Consider the following 16,091-nt stretch of genomic DNA (forward strand, 5'->3'; position numbering starts at 1 on the left):
TATATCCAGTAATAGTTTATAAGAAGCATATTTTTTTCTAAAAATAAATTGGTAAATTTATCTTGATGTAATTCTACTAGCACATCAGGTTAATTTAACTGTTGACTTTTTACTTAAAAGTGATTATAATTTATTCAATTATAATTTTTTGGGTTTGTAAAATGTAGATAGCCTTTAGGCTAAGGGAAGCAAGGTAGAAATGCAGTAGAAGTAAAAACAAAAAAATATAAAAAAATAGGAGGACGGTAGTATGGTAGCTAAGTTTAATTCCGCCGGTCTAAGTAAATGCTTAGGCTTTGTTTTATTACTCATCTTTTCGTTGGTTTTAGGAGGCTGTTCATCTAACAACACAGCTTCAAGCCCATCTGATGACAATTCTCAGAAGGTCGTTTCAATTGGTATAAGCCAGATTATTGAACATCCCGCATTAGATAGTGCAAGAGAAGGTTTTATTGATGCATTAAAATCAAAAGGCTATGAACCAGATAAAAACGTTAGTATAGATACTCAGTTTGCTCAAGGAGATATAGCTTTAACATCAACTATAGCTCAAAACTTTGTATCTCAAAATAAAGATTTAATCCTTGCAATCTCTACCCCATCAGCCCAATCAGCAAAAAATTCTACAAGTGAAATCCCTATATTGTTTACAGCTGTAACAGATCCTGTAGCAGCAGGTCTAGTAAAAGAAATAAACAGCCCTAGGGGAAATATAACTGGTACAAGTGATTTATCGCCTATTATAAAGGAGCTTGAACTTGGTCAAATGCTTTTCCCAAACGCAAAGAATGTAGGTGTTATGTTTAATACAAGTGAGGTAAACTCACAAGTACAGTTAGATATGGCTAAAGAAGCAGCTAAAGAGCTTTCACTAAATATCATTGAAATACCTGTTACAAATACCTCTGAAATCGAAGCAGCTCTTAGCTCTAAAATTAAGCAAGTAGATTATCTTTTCCTTCCATCAGATAATCTGGTAGCATCTAGCTTACCAATGATAGCTAAGATAGCAACTGATAATAAGATTGGGATAATTGGTGTAGATGAACCTATGATTAAGTCAGGTGCTCTAGCATGTGAAGGTGTTGATTTCTACAGACTTGGTCACCAAACAGGTTTGATGGCAGTAGATATAATTGAAGGAAAGGAAATAAAAGATATACCTGTTTCAACATTAAAGGAAACTCAACTTATAATAAACGAAGATGTAGCTAAAAAGCTTGGAGTAGAAATACCTCAGGACTTACTTAGTAGGGCGACGGTCATAAAAGGAGGCAACTAATATGAATAGCTTCTTGCTTGGAATTGTCCAGCAAAGTTTAATTTTTTCTATAATGGTCATGGGAGTTTATATTACATATAAGCTCCTTGATTTCCCTGATCTTTCAGCTGATGGTACCTTCACTTTAGGTGCAAGTGTATCCGCCTTGTTGATAACAAAAGGTATCAATCCATTCATATCATTAATCATAGCTGTTGTAGCAGGTGCTATAGCTGGTACTTGCACAGGCTTATTAAACGTAAAGCTAAAGATAACTAATTTATTATCAGGTATTCTTGTAATGATAAGTCTTTACTCAATCAACTTAAGAATAATGACAAAAGCAAATTTGCCTTTGTTCAACTATACGACAATGTTTGACGACAATAATACACTGATAATAGCACTTATTTTTACATTTATTACAGCGATTTTATTTACTGTATTTTTCAAAACTAAACTCGGATATTTAATAAAAGCAACTGGAAGCAATGAAAATATGGTTGTTTCACTTGGAATAAATACAGGAGCTATAAAAATACTTGCTCTTTCGTTATCAAATGCATTGATAGCATTATCAGGAGCAATACTTGCCCAATATCAAGGGTTCAGTGATATTAATATGGGTGCAGGAACTATAATTATGGGTTTAGCTTCAATTATACTAGCGGACTCAATATTTAGAAATCTACCTATATTTAACGCTAGCATAATCTGTATAGTTGGTACCATTCTATATAGAGCCAGCATATCTTTAAGTCTAAAGCTAGGATTTAATCCAAGTGATCTAAAGCTTATAAGCTGTATAATAGTTATTTTTGCACTTAGTATTGGGCACTCTAAATTTAGCTTTAAATCATTAAACTTACCATTTTTCAAGAGTAAAAAAAATAAATATGCTTCTGTTAATGACTAAAAATATGTGGGTGGTGATTTAAATGCTTGAAGTAAGAAATATTTCAAAAACTTTTAATCCTAGTAGTATAAATGAGAATAATGTATTCAAAAATTTTTCGTTAAAAATAAATAAAAATGACTTTATCTGTGTAATAGGGAGTAATGGAGCAGGTAAATCTACACTATTAAATGTTATATCAGGTAAAATAAAAGTCGACAGAGGAAATATAAGACTTAGCGAAAGAGATATAACAAATGATACAGAAGACGTGAGATGTAAGGTAATATCAAGAATATTTCAAGACCCTTCACTAGGTACTGTGCCTTCAATGACTATATTTGAAAATTTATCTATGGCTATGAATAAAGGCAAAAAATTTAATTTATCATTTCTCTCAGATAAAAAAAACGAGGAGCTGTTTAAGGATTTGTTAAAAATACTTGATTTGAATCTTGAAAACAAGCTTTATACAAGGGTTGCAGATCTATCTGGGGGTCAAAGGCAATCGTTAAGCCTTATAATGTCAACCTTAAATAGCCCTGAACTTCTGTTATTAGATGAGCATACTGCTGCTCTTGACCCAAAAACATCTGAAATAATAATGGAGATTACAGATAGACTGGTAAGAGAGAAAAATTTAACTACTCTTATGGTAACTCATAATATGAATCATGCTCTAAAGTATGGAAACAGACTAATAATGATGCATAGAGGAGATATAATTATAGATGTCTGTGGAGATGAAAAAAAGAACCTAACAAAAGAAAAGCTTCTTTCGCTGTTTAAAGAAGTAAGTGACAGGAGCCTTTTCAGTTAAGTATTATTCAAACTAACTTTCAGTATTAAAAACTAAAGACCAATAAAGCTTTTTCCGACTCAATTTTTACTCGGAATTAACTTTATTGGTCTTTTATTCTTGCTATAAAATCTTCGTGATAGTCAAAAGGCTTACACTTGACAGAATTATAAATAAAATCGTTCCAGCCATAAGTGCCTTTGCACCCTTGTCAACTATGGTTTTAAAGTCAACAGATAGACCCATAGCCGTCATAGCCATTAAAATGCATAATGAACTCGTATAAACTAGTATCTTTGTGATTGATGCAGGTATTATTCCTAGGGAGTTAATAATTCCTGCTATAATAAAGTATAGTACATACATAGGAAATTTAACCTTACTTTTATTCGAATTATCGTTATTAAACATAAAACCTAATGCTATTGAAACAGGTACCAGCATTAAAACCCTTGTCATTTTAACAAACGTTCCAATTTCTCCTGAAGCGTCCCCCAGTGCAAATGCAGCAGCTATAGCATGGGCAACACCATGAAGAGATATCCCTGACCATGCTCCATATTGCATTGGAGTTAAATTTAGCCCACTTACTGCAACAGCTGAATATATTAAAACTCCCATGGCCCCTAAGAAGCTAACAACGGACACAGCTATTACAGAGTCATCTTCTTCTGCATCAATACATGGTGCCATAGCAACAACTGCTGATGCTCCACATATACATGAGCCTACCCCTATTAATGCAGATAGCTTTTTATTTACTTTAAATATCTTTCCAAATACCATTGCTAGTATCAGCGCTAATGGAACAAATATCAATACCATCATAAGTATTTTAGGACCTAGCTTAAGTATAGCATTAAAATTAAGCTTAAATCCTAAAAGCACTATTCCAACCTTTAATAACTTCTTAAGTGAGAATTTTATTCCGTCCCGAAAAATATTTTGTGTTTTTATTGTATTATTATAAATTATACCTATTATTATTGCTATCGTAAGTGCTTCAAGGTTTATATAGCTCTTTAACAAGTCGTTTATGAACATTGATATATAAGATATGATTAATACGAAAATAATTCCTGGAGCTAGCTTTTTTATCGTCTGCAAGCAAAATCACCTCGTTTTTTATTAATAACAAATGTAATTATAGCATTACAGAGTCATAATGTGAAATTATAAATAATTATATTTCTATAAGTTATTCTTATGATGTTTTTTAATATTTCAAACAAAACTTAGTAAAGTGGTCTATAAAATCCATGTTCATATCATCTATATAAACAAAATTAAACTCTCTAATTATCTTAAAATCTTTGATAGGTACTATTCTGAGCTTATTATTTAGTACTGACATCTTAACTGCCTCTTTTGATATGATTGTACATCCTAATCCTGATTCGACCAATGATACTATGGCTGTAATGTTTCCAATTTCCATGTATACATTCATGTCTTCAATAGTATGTCCTTCCTGCAATAGCTTATCTTCCAACACCTTTCTTGTTCCAGAACCTCTTTCTCTTAATATAAGCTTACTCATCAAAACCTCTTTGACTGTAACAGACTCTTTTTCTGCAAAACAATGGTTTGGTGATACTACTAATACTAGTTCATCATCCTTGAATTTTTTATATCTTACTTTAGTTTTATCAAAGGGCCCTTCTACTACACCAATGTCAATATTTCCACTATTTAGCTGTTTCATTATTATTTCTGTATTCTCAACAAATAGTACAATATCAGTATTTTCATAGGATTTTCTATGCTCTCCAATAATTTTGGGTAGTACATATCCTCCTATTGTAAGTGTAGCTCCAACATTATACTTTTTTATTACAGATGTCTTATTTTTTAATTGAACTTTAATCTTTTTATCTAATCTATGCATGTCTATTGCATATTGATATAGCAGATTACCTTCTTCAGTAAGTCCCATCTCTTTGCCTTTCTTATAAAAAAGCTTAACATCATAATACTCTTCTAAAGCTTTAATGTGCTGAGAAACAGCAGGCTGTGTAACATTAAGAATTTCTGATGTTCTGGTAAAATTTTTTGTCCTTGCTACAGTAATAAAGGTTAGTATCTTTGTATCAAGCATAATATTACCTTCTTTTTATTTATCTTTATCTAGTTCAACTTCTCTTTCGTATTCTAACCCAAGATTGTCCTTTACTCTAATTATAGCTTTTAAATCTTTCTCTTCAAAATCTGGATCTTCAAATGGTTTATAATAATCTATCGTTTCATCATTATAGTCATCATCATAGTCTCCTTCTTTTAATAGATCCACTGTTTCTAAAAGCTTACCTTTTACATAAATCTGTAATTCAGCCTTATGCATTTTTAATTGTTCAGGCATAGATTTAGTTGATCTTCCACCATTAAATAAATCTAACCCTATATTAGGATTAAACAAGTGTATATCTAAATAAACTTTACTTCCGGTTGTTCCAGTTCTCCCATCCACTCGAATTCGATCCATAAGTCCATCGTAAATATCTACTTTAGTTAGCTCCTCTGAACGCTTCCCACTATTATTTTCGGCTAATACATTGATAGTATAGCTTGCTTCAAATGGTAATGTTAGTTGCTTTTCATAATGCAAATCGCTAACTGGTTCAACAACTATCTTTTCCCATGAAGTATCTCCCAATCTATTATCCGTTAATTTACCAATATTCAAGTATACTTTTTCATCATTTTTCAAGCTATTAAAATCCCAAAATACAGATATGGTCATATCTTGTAAATCATCTGATATTGATTTGATTTCATAGCCGCTATCTCTAATCCATCTATTTTCTCTCTCCCATTCATTTAAAGTATCGTAAACATCTCCGTTAATTTGATTTATATCCTCGTTTATTCTATTAAAGCTGTATCTCTGATTTCTTAAATCGTTCTTTAGTTCACTAATTTTTGCATTTTGATAAATGTTTAGTACTAATATTGCAGCAAGTAAAAATATAATTAATTTCCTTCCCTTATCCAATGAAATCCCTCCTAAAGTAATATATTTACATATGTTCTACAACATTCCTTACCCATTTCATAGAAAGAAGTCTAGGTATACCTACTGTTGCTTTAACTACCTCCTCTAAAGAAACCATAGCTAAGACCCAATAAACAGGAAGCTTAAAAACTAAAGCTCCAAGAAATGCTAACGGAACCCCTACAAGCCATACGGATCCCATCTCGAGAAACATGGAAAATTTAGTATCTCCTCCACTCCTTAGAATACCTACTATTAATATTGCATTAAATATTCTAATACTCATAGTAACAGATATAACCATGAGCATCCTTCTAGCTGAATAATAAACCTCTGGTGAAAGGTTATTAAATAGCATCATGATAATTGGAGACAATGAATAAAGCATTATTCCAAGAATAATTCCTATTGCTGGTCCCAATACGGAAAATGTCTTAGCGTATGTTAACGCTTCTTCCTTATTATCAGCACCAATCTTATTTCCAATCATAACAGCACATGCATTAGCTAATCCCATAGACACAACCATGAATATATTCTGAATAGTAGTAGCTATCTGTACAGTAGCAGTAGCTTCTTTTCCTATTCTTGCGTATGCTATTGAATACATAACCATACCTAAAGACCAAAAAAATTCATTCAATATAACAGGCGTAGTAGTTTTAAAAAACTTGGCTAAAAAATTTGCAGATATATCTAAAAGCTCCTTTGGCTTTGCAGCCAGAGCATTTTTACTACGATATGTTATGGATAGTATTAATATCATTTCAATAGTTCTAGAAATCAAAGTAGCAAGGGCTGCTCCCTCAATCCCCATCTGAGGAAAACCAAGATTGCCAAGTATAAGTAACCAATTGAAACCAGTGTTAACCAATAAAGCTATTGCACTTACAATCATCGGAATATTAGCTTTACCTATACTCCTTGAAGCAACACTAAAAGAAAAACTCACTGCTGTAAGTAGGTAACTTATAGAAATAATTTTCAAATACTTTACTCCTAGTTCTACTACCTCTATATCCTTAGTGAATATCCTCATTATAGCTTTAGGCATGAAAAATGCACTTACAGCAAAAATAATACTTAAAGCTCCCCCGATCATTAGAGCTATTCCAAGAATTCTTCTTATATTTTTAACATCTCTTTTCCCCCAAAACTGAGCCACAAATATTGATGACCCACTATTTATACCAAATAGGATAAGAACAAAAAAGAAAAACACTTGGTTTGCAAGTCCCACAGCGGCAATATTAGCTTCCCCAAGCTCTGTTATCATCAACGTATCTATCATGTTAAGCGAAGATGAAATAAGATTTTGAAGTGCTATTGGTAACGCAATGCTTATCATCGTTTTATAGAAATTCTTATCCCTCAGTATCCACTGCATAAATATCCCCCCATATTATATATAACCATATAGAAAAATTTATTTTATAATAAACAATTCTTAATTATCCCTATATGCTTTGCAAAAGGCTGCTGAATATATTTTTCAGTAGCCTTTCAAATTCACTATATAGTATTTACTTTAGCATTTTCTATTGAATACTTAAAATATATAAACACTAGACCACATGAGATTAAAGAAATAGTTCCACAGCTAGCAAATGCATGCTGTAGCGATATATTAGCCGTCTTGCCTATTATTAAATTTACAAGTGATGCTACAATATCCCCAAACATAGCATATAAAGACAAAACTGTTGCTCTGTCATTGGTCAATACAGAGCTATTCTGTATATCTAGTGCAATGGGCTGTACTAAAGCAAATCCTCCGCTTATGCATGATATGAGCACTATACTCCATATAGGAGAATTAACATATATTAGTAAAAAAGAGCATACTGTTAAAATAATAAATAGAGCTTTAATACTACCATTTCTACCATATTTCTCTGTGAGTCTGTAAGATTTAGCTGACCCTAGCCTTATTATTTGTACGAGAGCCACCAATAGTCCAAAATATTTTATATTAATACCACTTCGCATATACTGCACCTGATTTAAAAACACACTTATAGCATGATTAACTTCATTCATCAATGCAATTGCGAAAACAAATAGAAGTATTTGCTTATTTTTGAAAACATTTTTGAACGTACTTATAAAACTAGGTTTATCTTCTAAATGTACCTTAACATCCTTAATAAATATAGTTAGGAATGCCGCTATCAAATAAGGAAAAATAGTGAGAAATGCAGCAAGATCTATAGACCTAGAAATAATACTCGTAGAAATTATTGAAGCAGCAAGAAATCCCATTGTCCCAAAAGCACTATATCTTCCAAAAATCTTCTCAGCTTCACCATCTTCAGACGAGTAATATAGTAAGGCAGTATCACATCCAGAAAGACCTGAAATTGCTAAAGCGATAATTACTGCTTCTAATAAAAATAAAAAGAAAGTGTTTGCTTCATAAAAAACTATTTTAGAAAATAAAAATAGAAGATTAGAAATTACTAGTGTTAATTTATATCCAAATCGGTCTGCGAACCATCCCCACGGAACCTCAAATGCTATCATTAAAACCATGAAGATTGATTCAAGTAAAAATATCTGATACATTGACAGCCCCCTAGACTGCCTATATATAGTTGCAACAGGCCCATAAAATACAAATCCCTGTAAAAAGCAAATAATATACATTAGATAAACATTAATTCTCTTATTCAATTAGATGCACCTCCAAGATGGTATGAAAATAAAGCCTTCTTATAAGGCTTTAATAGTCATTAAGCTTTTTTAGTGCATCAATTTGGTAACATCCGCCTATCCCCTTTTTTGAGTATGCTATATTTTAACATAAAGTAAAATTGAATTCAATCATATAAAAATGAAAACACCAGATCAATAAAAGTCTGGTGTTTTCTGGAGGAATTTATGTTAGAAAAATATTTAACTTAGCTTTATTAGTCCTGTTGAATAAAGTAATATTAATAGAATAGCAACAGGAGCTACATACTTAAGAATAAATGAATATAATTTTTCCCACTTAAATCCAAACATTCCATCACTTGTAATTTCTTTAACAGCATTCTTTGTTCCCCAAACCCAAGCAACAAATAGACATACTAGTAATCCTCCTATTGGTAACAGTATATTAGATGTAGTAAAATCAAAGATGTCGAAGACTGTCTTCCCAAATACTGTTACATCACTCATTACTCCGAATGATAAAGCACTTGGAATTGATAACAAGAAAAGTACTGCAGCAAGTAGAATTGTTGCTTTTTTTCTACTAAGCTTAAACTCTTCTGTAACAAAAGCAACAGAAACCTCTAATAGCGAAATAGTTGAAGTAATAGCCGCAATTCCAACTAGTATAAAGAATAATGATTCAAATAAAGCCCCAAATGGCATTTCATGAAATACAGCAGGTAATGTTATGAATATAAGTGTAGCTCCTGCTTGTGGTTCAAAGCCATATGCGAATACCGCTGGGAATATAACTACCCCTGCCATAAGTGCAATTAGTGTATCTGCTATTACTACCTGTAATGATAATGAAGCTATATTTTCCTCCTTATTAACATAGCTACCATAAGTTATTATAATTGCCATACCAAGACTAAGTGAGAAAAATGCATGTCCAAGTGCTTCTAATACTCCTTTAGTTGTCAATTGAGAAAAGTCAGGTTTAAATAAAAACTCTAGTCCTTTTGAAGCACCTTCTAATGTTACAGATCTAAACATTAATACTATAAGAAGTACAAATAATATCGGCATAAGAATTTTACTATACTTTTCAATACCTTTCTTTACTCCAGATATAACAACAAATGCTGTTAAAGCAATGACAAATAAACTCCATAATACAATCTCATAACCATTTCCTATGATATTCCCAAAATATGCTTCTATTTGATTAGGCGCAACAGTAATAAGTTTTCCTGTTACAGATCTACTTATATAAGCAAATAACCATCCAGCTATAACGGCATAATATGACAATATAATAAATGCTGTAGATATACCTAAATACCCCGTAATACTCCATTTACTTCCTGGTCTTAGCTTTTTAAATGCTCCAGCAGCATTAGCCTGAGTTTTTCTTCCTAAAATAAATTCTGAAACCATTACAGGTATCCCTACTATAGCTATACAAAATAAATATACTAATATAAATGCTGCTCCTCCATTTTCACCTGCAATATAAGGAAACTTCCATATGTTACCTAGTCCAATTGCTGAACCTGCTGCTGCTGCTAATATTCCTAATTTTGAACCAAAACTATCCCTTTTCATAAAACGTCTCCTTCTTTTGTAATATTTTTAAAATTATAAATAATTCCAATGTTCTGATAAATATTGGTATGCGTTCTGGAATTCAAAAGTGAAATTAGTCTTTGCACCTCCCTCTATAAAATTGTATAAAATAAAAAATCTTCCATTCCTACAAATATGCATAAATATTTATAAGGACGAAAGATTATTCCCGTGTTACCACCTTACTTTACAGTTACAAAAACTGTCTCATTATCAAGTCGAAGTAATTTATATTTAATGTACACTTACTTGAACTTTAGCCATATATCGGTGGCACCGGCATCATTTACTTGAATACTCTTTCAAATCAGCAGCTCGGGAGTGATCATTATATACATATCCTAACGCTGACTCTCATCAAACATCAGCTCTCTGTAGATAGAAACAGTGTATTTTTCTCTCCGTCTTCGCTTATCAAAATATTTGTTTAATTTATATTAATACATATTTTATATTTATATAAGGCATTTGTCAATACATATTTTAAGAATTTGTCGATTTTTTTAACTTTTTGTTACATTTTTTTGTTATCTTTATGAAGTTAAAGCTTCATCCATTACACTTAAATTTAGTACTTGATACTATTAAAGGTTTTAATAAACTTTTGAAGTAATATTATTTTGAAATTTACACTTATTTTGATTATCATATAATTATTAGACAAAAGGCGGTGTCTTTAGTGGAAATATCAAAAAATTTTTTTGGAAAAACAAAATCATGTAGTAATGTTTATGAGTACAAGTTAATAAATGACTCTGGAAGTTCTGTAAGTATACTTAATTACGGAGGCATAATAACAGAAATTTGTATGCCAGATAAAAACGGTAGTATAGAAAATATTGTACTCGGATTAGAAACTATAGAGGATTACGAAGAAAAGTCTCCTTTTTTTGGATGTATAACAGGAAGAATCGCTGGAAGAATTGCCAATGCTACCTTTACAATTGATGGCCAAGTATATAGACTTTCAAGAAATGATAGAAATGCTAACCTTCATGGTGGACCACTAGGGTTTAATAAGCAGATATGGAATGTTAAAAAGCTTTTCCACAGTGATTATGTAGGATTAACTATGACATACGTGAGCATTGACGGTGATCAAGGCTTTCCTGGAAATTTGAATGTAGAAACATCATATCGGTTTTATCAGAATAATATTCTTGAAATATCCTATGAGGCTACAACTGATAAAAAAACAATTGTAAGCTTAACTAATCATAGCTATTTTAACCTTTCTGGTAATTATAAAACTAATATTCTAGATCACAAGTTATCTATTAATGCTGATAAGTACATATTGATTGACAAAGAAGCTATTCCAACTAGTATTAATGATGTATCAAATACAGCTTTTGACTTTAGACATGGAAAATTGATAAAGCAAAACATATTTGATAATAGCCCACAATTAAGAAATGGCAATGGATACGACCATCCGTTTATATTAAATAAATCAGCAACACAACAAATAGTGCTGGAAGAACCTCAAAGCGGACGAGTTCTTGAAATAAAAACAGATCAACCTGTAGTTATACTATATACAGGTAATTATCTGGGAACAGAAATGGCTCTGAGAGGTGGAAAGGCTTCAGATAACAGAATCGGAGTAGCCTTGGAAACTCAATGGTATCCAAATGCTATAAACAATAATGCCTTTCCAATAAATATTTTATACCCCGGAGAAAAGTACACAGCACATACATCCTATTGTTTTAGAACTATTAGATAATATAATAGACTATTATAAAGAGGTACATCTTTTTATAGTAGTCTATATCTTTTCATCCCCTCACTTTAATTTTGCTAAGTTCCTGTTCAACACTCTTATTTCCCTATTCAATACTATTTCAAAGCATCTTTGCTCATTGCTCTTATTCTGTCATATTGTATTTAGCTTCTAATATAAAATACAATTTTCTTTTAAACTATCACGCTTATTTTTTATTATGAATAATATATTATTAAATAATGAAAAGAGGTGAATATTTATGCCAGAAAGACGTTGTCCACCATTGACTGAAAAATACACTATAAAGCAAGGGGATACACTTTACAAAATAGCATTGGAATACAATACTACTGTTCAAGTTATATTGTTCTTAAACCCATTTATCAATCCTAATAATCTAATGATCGGCCAGGTAATCTGTGTTCCGATGAAAACGACTAGACCACCTTGTGAAAATGGAGTTTACTATACTATAAAAGCAGGAGATACTTTTTACAGTATTGCTGATGAATATGATATAACTGTAAGAGAACTACAATTAGCAAATCCATTTGTTAATCCTTACAATCTAATAATTGGTCAAGTTATTTGTATTCCTAAAAAAGTTAGCTGCCCAGGTGGAAAAATCCATGTAGTAGTTCAAGGAGATACATTCTATAAGCTTGCACAAAAATATGATATATCATACAAGGCTCTAGTAGATGCAAATCCTAATCTTGATCCTGAGAATCTCCAAATTGGTCAAGAAATATGCATTCCTCCTTATGAACCAGCTGAGTTATGCCCTGGTGGCAAAACTTATATAATAAAGCAGGGAGATACATTATCGAGCATCGCAGAACAATTTGTTGTCTCTGCCACAGATATATTAAAATATAATCCTGAACTATCCCCTAGCGAATTCGTTCCGGGAAGAAGAATATGTCTACCACCTGAGGCTCCAGTATAGAAAAATGAAAAAACTAGCCTAGATTTCTTTATTCTGGGCTAGTTTTTTTCCATATAAAACACTAGTGTATGAATATAGTCAAAAAGCCACTTTATTTCTACCAGTTTTTTTCGCCTCATAGAGCTTCTTATCCGCACAATCTATAAATCTCTCAGGTGTAATTTCTTCTTTAAAAATTGAACAAACTCCAAATGATAATGTTACTCTTATCTGATGATAATCATATTTTATAATATGATTGTTGATTTTACATCTCATTCTTTCTGCCACATGATAAGCCATATCTAGATCTGTATCCTCTAGGCAAATCAGATACTCTTCTCCTCCATATCTTGCTACCCAATCTTTATCACTTCTTATGCAACTTAGCAGTATTTTACCAATCTCTTTTATCACATGATCTCCTGCTACATGTCCATAAATATCATTTACATTTTTAAAAAAATCTATGTCGGCAATTATAATTGATAGAGGTTTTTCATCAATAACACTTTTTATTATGTCTACTGGTAGTCTCTCATTTATATACCTTCTATTGAACAACTCAGTTAATGAATCTTTTACAGCAATTTGATTAATATTCTTAATTATACTTCTAATTTGTATTCCCTTTTCATACTCTCCACTACCAAGAATCATACTATTAGTCACATCTTTTAATAACTCAATAACTATTCCTCTATCATTCAGCTGTACGGGTATAGCTGTTACCATAAAAAGCTTATCACCCTTTTGCTCCATCTTCACAAAAGTATCATTTTCATTATACGCTCTCATTGAAATACAATTATCACATATATTGCTATTACTCCAATAATAATAACATATATGCTGAATTTCTCTAATGTTTTTATGTTTATAATCAAGAACTAGCTTCTTCAAAGGATCTACAATCCTAATAGCTTCATACATTTTATCAAAAAAAGATAAATTTTCATCTAGTGTATCTATAGTAATAATTTTTTTGTCCATCTTAACACCTCAGTTAGAATTAATCACTTGTTATTAAAATATCTAATTATTTGCATAGTTTATATTGGATTGTAATATCTCCTCTATATTCTTAGCTGGTACAGGTTTGCTAAAGAGATATCCTTGTCCTTCATCACAACGTCTCCCTTTAAGGAACTCAAATTGTTTTTGTGTTTCAATTCCTTCTGCTGTAACAGTAAGCTTCATACTTTTAGCTAAATATATTACTGCCTTAACAATAGATTCCTCATGAGAATTTTCAACCATTTCCCGAATAAATGTCTTATCCATTTTAAGTATATCGATAGGAAGTTTTTTTAAATAATTTAGAGAAGAGTAGCCAACGCCAAAGTCATCTAACGCAATCTTTATCCCTTTATTCTTTAGCTGGGTTAGTTTATCAATAGTGCACTCTAAATCATATATAGCTGTATTTTCAGTAATCTCAAGTACAAGATATTTAACATCCATATCTGTTTCCTGTATGATACTTGTTACCATATCTATAAAGTTCTCTTGTTTAAATTGCTTAGCTGATATGTTTATAGATATATTTAATGGACGGTATCCTTTATTTCGCCATACTTTACCTTGCTTGCAAGCATTAAGTATTACCCATTCACCAATCTCAACTATAAATCCAGATTCCTCAGCAAAAGGTATGAATTCTAGAGGCGATACCATTCCTTTTTGTGGATGCATCCATCTAATCAAAGCTTCTACTCCTACTATGTCTCCTGTAGCCAAGTCAATCTGGGGTTGATAGTAAAGCTTAAATTCTTCGTTTTTTATTGCATATGTAAGGTTCTTTTCCATGTCTATATAGTATAATGCTCGTTCGTTCATACTTTTATTGAAATATGAAAATTGATTTTTACCTTTGTCTTTAGAGTTATACATAGCAGCATCTGCACTCTTAAGTAAGGTATTTGCATCCTGTCCATCTTTAGGAAATGAAGCAATTCCAATACTAGCTGTTATATAAAATTCATATCTATCAATTATCCAAGGCTTTCTCAGTGCAATCAACAAATTATTAATAATATTTTCAATTTTCCCTAAGTTATTATCATCAGTTATTAACATAGCAAATTCGTCTCCGCTAAGGCGAAATAAATTTGTTTCAGTTATATATTTTTTTAATTCTAGTGATATTTCTATCAGTAGCTTATCGCCAGATTCATGTCCGAGTGTATCGTTAACTTTTTTAAAATTATCTAAATCTAAATAAACAAGATGTATTTTAAAGCCAAATGCTTTTGCCTTTTTTATCTCTTCTCCAAGTCTTTTCTCAAACATGGCCCTGTTATACAATCCAGTTAGAGGGTCATGAAATGCTATAAAATGCATCTTTTCTTCTGACAATTTACTCTCTGTTATGTCCGTATGTGATCCTGCCAAACGGACAGGCTTTCCATCATCATCTCGCAAGGCTTGTCCTCTGCTCAATATCCACTTGTAGCTTCCATCTTTACATCTTAGCCTATAAGTGCTTTCATAAACACCAGATGTCTCACTAAGAAAGTTCTTTATAGATTTCTTTGCAGCATCCAAGTCTTCAGGATGTAGCAGCTGTTCCCAAGCCTCAAAAGAATTTTGAATCTCATCGTCTTCAAATCCCAGCATTCTCTTCCATTTATGTGAGAAGTACATTTTGTCACTTCCTAAATGCCAATCCCATATACCATCGTTTGCACCATCAACGGCTAGTTTGTATCGTTCCTCGCTTTCTGCATAAGCTTTTTGGCTATCTTGAAGTTCACTATATTGTGCCCGCAGCTCTTCTTCTATAGCTATTAATTCCTCATGAGTAGCACTCAAATTCTCATAGCTATCATACAATTTAAATGTTACTTTCTTAATATCATCCATTCTGTTCCTAACTAGATAATACAGAATTAATGAAGTTATTGCGACATATAGCCAGCCTTTATACGTTTGAATTTTCATAAGTATATGATTTTCTTTAACAAAAATATTCAGCATCGAGTCTGACAGCAGTATCCATATAATTCCACTCGCACCATATATTAAAGCTATTCCAAGTGCATCTTTTCTCGGCTTTAGTTTATTATACCTTTCAAAATTTTCATTAGGAAAATTATCATTGCTCATAAAATGCCTCCTAAAGTTTAACACTTTATTATAAATACAGCTTTGTATCAAAGTTTTTAAGTCTTGTATGGTATATAATACCCAACTTCATCCTACATATTTATTATTTATAA

Annotated in this window: 13 protein-coding genes and 1 other annotated feature; of the genes, 5 read left to right on the forward strand and 8 right to left on the reverse strand. The window is 31.6% G+C overall.

Annotation, left to right across the window (positions count from 1 at the left end; all coding sequences use genetic code 11):
- Positions 1-250 precede the first annotated feature (250 nt).
- Genes HNR33_RS18860 through HNR33_RS18870 form a run of 3 tightly spaced genes read left to right on the forward strand, consistent with a single transcriptional unit; the run spans position 251 to position 2,976 of the window.
- A complete protein-coding gene (locus HNR33_RS18860; RefSeq protein WP_429086497.1) occupies positions 251-1,282 on the forward strand; it encodes an ABC transporter substrate-binding protein in 1,032 nt (343 codons plus the stop codon).
- 1 nt (position 1,283) lies between these two features.
- The gene (locus tag HNR33_RS18865; RefSeq protein WP_429086499.1) at positions 1,284-2,177 is read left to right on the forward strand and encodes an ABC transporter permease; all 894 of its coding nucleotides are present in this window, start codon (positions 1,284-1,286) and stop codon (positions 2,175-2,177) included.
- Positions 2,178-2,199: 22 nt separating this feature from the next.
- Positions 2,200-2,976: an ABC transporter ATP-binding protein gene (locus HNR33_RS18870; RefSeq protein WP_429086501.1), complete on the forward strand. Its 777-nt coding sequence runs from the start codon at positions 2,200-2,202 to the stop codon at positions 2,974-2,976.
- Positions 2,977-3,078: 102 nt separating this feature from the next.
- Here the strand turns inward: HNR33_RS18870 and HNR33_RS18875 are convergent, their stop codons facing one another.
- The 6 genes from HNR33_RS18875 to HNR33_RS18900 form a co-directional block, all read right to left on the reverse strand.
- Positions 3,079-4,062 carry a YeiH family protein gene (locus HNR33_RS18875; protein ID WP_429086504.1) on the reverse strand — a complete coding sequence of 328 codons (984 nt, stop codon included), beginning with the start codon at positions 4,060-4,062 and terminating at the stop codon, positions 3,079-3,081.
- 109 nt (positions 4,063-4,171) lie between these two features.
- Complete coding sequence (locus tag HNR33_RS18880; protein ID WP_429086507.1) at positions 4,172-5,053, reverse strand: LysR family transcriptional regulator; 882 nt, start codon at positions 5,051-5,053, stop codon at positions 4,172-4,174.
- Between the two features lie 15 nt (positions 5,054-5,068).
- Positions 5,069-5,947: a hypothetical protein gene (locus HNR33_RS18885; protein WP_429086510.1), complete on the reverse strand. Its 879-nt coding sequence runs from the start codon at positions 5,945-5,947 to the stop codon at positions 5,069-5,071.
- 25 nt (positions 5,948-5,972) lie between these two features.
- The gene (locus HNR33_RS18890; protein WP_429086513.1) at positions 5,973-7,334 is read right to left on the reverse strand and encodes an MATE family efflux transporter; all 1,362 of its coding nucleotides are present in this window, start codon (positions 7,332-7,334) and stop codon (positions 5,973-5,975) included.
- Positions 7,335-7,459: 125 nt separating this feature from the next.
- A complete protein-coding gene (locus HNR33_RS18895; protein ID WP_429086516.1) occupies positions 7,460-8,620 on the reverse strand; it encodes an MFS transporter in 1,161 nt (386 codons plus the stop codon).
- Positions 8,621-8,842: 222 nt separating this feature from the next.
- Entirely contained in the window at positions 8,843-10,192 is a 1,350-nt protein-coding gene (locus HNR33_RS18900; RefSeq protein WP_429086519.1) for a sodium-dependent transporter, read from the reverse strand.
- A gap of 169 nt (positions 10,193-10,361) precedes the next feature.
- Positions 10,362-10,630 (reverse strand) — a binding site (T-box leader).
- Positions 10,631-10,892: 262 nt separating this feature from the next.
- Here HNR33_RS18900 and HNR33_RS18905 point away from each other — a divergent pair.
- Entirely contained in the window at positions 10,893-11,942 is a 1,050-nt protein-coding gene (locus HNR33_RS18905) for an aldose epimerase family protein (protein ID WP_429086521.1), read from the forward strand.
- Between the two features lie 259 nt (positions 11,943-12,201).
- Positions 12,202-12,891 carry a LysM peptidoglycan-binding domain-containing protein gene (locus HNR33_RS18910; RefSeq protein WP_429086524.1) on the forward strand — a complete coding sequence of 230 codons (690 nt, stop codon included), beginning with the start codon at positions 12,202-12,204 and terminating at the stop codon, positions 12,889-12,891.
- Positions 12,892-12,969: 78 nt separating this feature from the next.
- On the opposite strand, the gene HNR33_RS18915 is transcribed toward HNR33_RS18910, so the two are convergent.
- Together HNR33_RS18915 and HNR33_RS18920 are read right to left on the reverse strand one after the other, a co-directional pair.
- Entirely contained in the window at positions 12,970-13,863 is an 894-nt protein-coding gene (locus HNR33_RS18915) for a GGDEF domain-containing protein (protein ID WP_429086527.1), read from the reverse strand.
- A 42-nt stretch (positions 13,864-13,905) separates the two neighbouring features.
- The gene (locus HNR33_RS18920; protein WP_429086530.1) at positions 13,906-15,978 is read right to left on the reverse strand and encodes a bifunctional diguanylate cyclase/phosphodiesterase; all 2,073 of its coding nucleotides are present in this window, start codon (positions 15,976-15,978) and stop codon (positions 13,906-13,908) included.
- Between the last annotated feature and the right edge of the window lie 113 nt (positions 15,979-16,091).

This window comes from Brassicibacter mesophilus, assembly GCF_050433385.1.
Classification (GTDB): domain Bacteria; phylum Bacillota; class Clostridia; order Tissierellales; family Proteiniboraceae; genus Brassicibacter; species Brassicibacter mesophilus.